A 2,385-nucleotide genomic window follows, 5' to 3' on the forward strand; every position below is an offset into this window, starting at 1 on the left:
CTTGTTTCTCGTCAATTCAAGTGTAAAGGATTAAGGAGCTTGCGTGTATTTTTTTGTTTTAATTTTTCTCATACCCCAACAAATATTGTAGAGCCATAAAAAATAAATTAAGCATAGAGAGGATTTAATATGGATATGATCACATTCGGCAGCAAAGAAGAAGGTAGAGAATACATATGGAGACCTGCTGTTTATTGTTTAATGTTTAATAATCAGAAAGATAAAATAGCCATTATTGAAACAAGTAATGGCAGGTATTTTCTTCCGGGCGGTGGAATAGAAAACAATGAGACGCACGAAGAATGCTTAAAAAGAGAGGCAATTGAAGAAATGGGAACGGATATTGATATTGGACCTTTTATAGGGTGTGCCCGACAATATTTTTCTTCTACAAATGAATATAAACATTATCTTAACGAAGGGTATTTTTATTTATGCGGCGCGGGCAGGCAAATAAGTGATATGGATAGATCCATTTCAAGCAATAACAAATTTATTTCACGAACATCAAAGCTGGGCAGTTAATCAAGCGTTAAGAGAATTAAAGTTTTAAACTAACTGGGTGTTAATGTTCAACTTTGAAGTACGCTGTAATGAAATAATGTCGCATTTCATGTGGACAGTACTGTTGCGAACGATTTTATTTCGACGCACAGGTCATAATATAAACAAAAAGCGTTGACTTTACTTAACGTAAAATCAGCGCAAATTATTAATAAATAAACATCTATTACTTATGTAAGTGGTACCGGTGGTCGGGGTCGAACCGACACTCCCGAAGGAACACGATTTTGAGTCGTGCGCGTCTGCCAATTCCGCCACACCGGCATGTCATGCTATAAAATTAAATGGTGCCGAGGGCCGGACTCGAACCGGCACGGTAGTCACCTACCGCAGGATTTTAAGTCCTGTGCGTCTGCCAATTCCGCCACCCCGGCTGGGCAGATTAATTTGGAGGCGGCACCCGGATTCGAACCGGGGGATAAGGGTTTTGCAGACCCGTGCCTTACCACTTGGCTATGCCGCCAACTTATAAAAATGGAGCGGAAGACGGGATTTGAACCCGCGACCCCCACCTTGGCAAGGTGATGTTCTACCACTGAACTACTTCCGCATTAAATGGCTGGGCTAGCTGGATTCGAACCAGCGCATGACGGAACCAAAATCCGTTGCCTTACCGCTTGGCTATAGCCCAAAATATTTTATTATAATGGGGCGGTTGATGGGAATCGAACCCACGTATGTCGGAACCACAATCCGATGCGTTAACCACTTCGCCACAACCGCCATAATCAAAGTGGCAGGGGTAGTAGGAATCGAACCCACACTGGAGGTTTTGGAGACCTCTGTTCTACCGTTAAACTATACCCCTGTTTAAAATGGTGGAGGGAGAAGGATTCGAACCTTCGAACCCGTAGGGAGCGGATTTACAGTCCGCCGCGTTTGGCCGCTTCGCTATCCCTCCATTAGTTTTTATTTTTAAAAGAGTGCCGGCCAGAGGACTTGAACCCCCAACCTACTGATTACAAGTCAGTTGCTCTACCAATTGAGCTAGACCGGCACATTAATATAGTGGTGGCTCGAGACGGAATCGAACCGCCGACACGAGGATTTTCAGTCCTCTGCTCTACCGACTGAGCTATCGAGCCAAAAAGTTATAATTAACATAGATAATGGCGGTCCCGACCGGATTTGAACCGGCGATCTCCTGCGTGACAGGCAGGCATGTTAACCACTACACCACGGGACCATCACTTATCATTTGATGTGATGAATTTTGGTTGCGGGGGCAGGATTTGAACCTGCGACCTTCGGGTTATGAGCCCGACGAGCTGCCAGACTGCTCCACCCCGCGACGATAAAAATTATGATATTTATATGGTGGAGGATGCAGGGCTCGAACCTGCGACCCCCTGCTTGTAAGGCAGATGCTCTCCCAGCTGAGCTAATCCTCCAAACCGTAACGTGACAAGTAATATTATATTCTATAATCTTTAGGTTTGCAATAGTTTTTTAGAAAAAATGGTGACCCGTACGGGATTCGAACCCGTGTTACCGCCGTGAAAGGGCGGTGTCTTAACCACTTGACCAACGGGCCACTATGTTTTTTGCTGGCGGAGAGCGAGGGATTCGAACCCTCGAGACGGCGTTGACCGTCTACACGATTTCCAATCGTGCTCCTTCGACCACTCGGACAGCTCTCCACTGGCTCCACAGGCAGGATTCGAACCTGCGACCGATCGGTTAACAGCCGATTGCTCTACCACTGAGCTACTGTGGAATAACTGGTATGCCTGGCGGCGTCCTACTCTCACAGGGGGAAGCCCCCAATTACCATCGGCGCTGAAGAGCTTAACGACCGTGTTCGGGATGGGAACGGGTGTG

The 2,385-nt window shown here is 46.2% G+C and carries 1 protein-coding gene, 16 tRNA genes and 1 rRNA gene; 1 reads left to right on the top strand and 17 read right to left on the bottom strand.

What is annotated here, in order from left to right; translation table 11 throughout:
* The first annotated feature begins 129 nt into the window (after nt 1–129).
* Nucleotides 130–525: an NUDIX domain-containing protein gene (locus tag JOD45_RS16270; RefSeq protein ID WP_239549336.1), complete on the top strand. Its 396-nt coding sequence runs from the start codon at nt 130–132 to the stop codon at nt 523–525.
* A 218-nt stretch (nt 526–743) separates the two neighbouring features.
* Here the strand turns inward: JOD45_RS16270 and JOD45_RS16275 are convergent.
* The 17 genes from JOD45_RS16275 to rrf form a co-directional block, all read right to left on the bottom strand.
* Nucleotides 744–828 (bottom strand) — tRNA-Leu (locus JOD45_RS16275).
* Between the two features lie 21 nt (nt 829–849).
* Nucleotides 850–938 (bottom strand) — tRNA-Leu (locus JOD45_RS16280).
* A 14-nt stretch (nt 939–952) separates the two neighbouring features.
* Nucleotides 953–1,027 (bottom strand) — tRNA-Cys (locus JOD45_RS16285).
* A gap of 12 nt (nt 1,028–1,039) precedes the next feature.
* Nucleotides 1,040–1,114, bottom strand: a tRNA-Gly gene (locus tag JOD45_RS16290).
* Nucleotides 1,115–1,120: 6 nt separating this feature from the next.
* Nucleotides 1,121–1,195 (bottom strand) — tRNA-Gln (locus tag JOD45_RS16295).
* 16 nt (nt 1,196–1,211) lie between these two features.
* Nucleotides 1,212–1,287, bottom strand: a tRNA-His gene (locus tag JOD45_RS16300).
* An 11-nt stretch (nt 1,288–1,298) separates the two neighbouring features.
* Nucleotides 1,299–1,372 (bottom strand) — tRNA-Trp (locus tag JOD45_RS16305).
* 8 nt (nt 1,373–1,380) lie between these two features.
* Nucleotides 1,381–1,465: transfer RNA gene (locus JOD45_RS16310), tRNA-Tyr, on the bottom strand.
* Between the two features lie 23 nt (nt 1,466–1,488).
* Nucleotides 1,489–1,561: transfer RNA gene (locus JOD45_RS16315), tRNA-Thr, on the bottom strand.
* 12 nt (nt 1,562–1,573) lie between these two features.
* Nucleotides 1,574–1,649: transfer RNA gene (locus JOD45_RS16320), tRNA-Phe, on the bottom strand.
* A gap of 25 nt (nt 1,650–1,674) precedes the next feature.
* Nucleotides 1,675–1,750 (bottom strand) — tRNA-Asp (locus JOD45_RS16325).
* Between the two features lie 28 nt (nt 1,751–1,778).
* A tRNA-Met gene (locus JOD45_RS16330) sits at nt 1,779–1,855 on the bottom strand.
* A 24-nt stretch (nt 1,856–1,879) separates the two neighbouring features.
* Nucleotides 1,880–1,955: transfer RNA gene (locus tag JOD45_RS16335), tRNA-Val, on the bottom strand.
* 68 nt (nt 1,956–2,023) lie between these two features.
* A tRNA-Glu gene (locus tag JOD45_RS16340) sits at nt 2,024–2,098 on the bottom strand.
* A 14-nt stretch (nt 2,099–2,112) separates the two neighbouring features.
* Nucleotides 2,113–2,204, bottom strand: a tRNA-Ser gene (locus JOD45_RS16345).
* 2 nt (nt 2,205–2,206) lie between these two features.
* Nucleotides 2,207–2,281: transfer RNA gene (locus tag JOD45_RS16350), tRNA-Asn, on the bottom strand.
* A gap of 11 nt (nt 2,282–2,292) precedes the next feature.
* Nucleotides 2,293–2,385, bottom strand: a 5S ribosomal RNA gene (gene rrf, locus JOD45_RS16355); the annotation flags it as partial.

Origin of the sequence: Scopulibacillus daqui (assembly GCF_016908855.1) — a bacterium.
GTDB classification, from domain to species: Bacteria; Bacillota; Bacilli; order Bacillales; family Sporolactobacillaceae; genus Scopulibacillus_A; species Scopulibacillus_A daqui.

What these genes read in the sequence shown, in the direction of transcription:
- JOD45_RS16270 (WP_239549336.1), top strand. Translation starts at nt 130, where the DNA reads ATGGATATGATCACATTCGGCAGCAAAGAAGAAGGTAGAGAATACATA.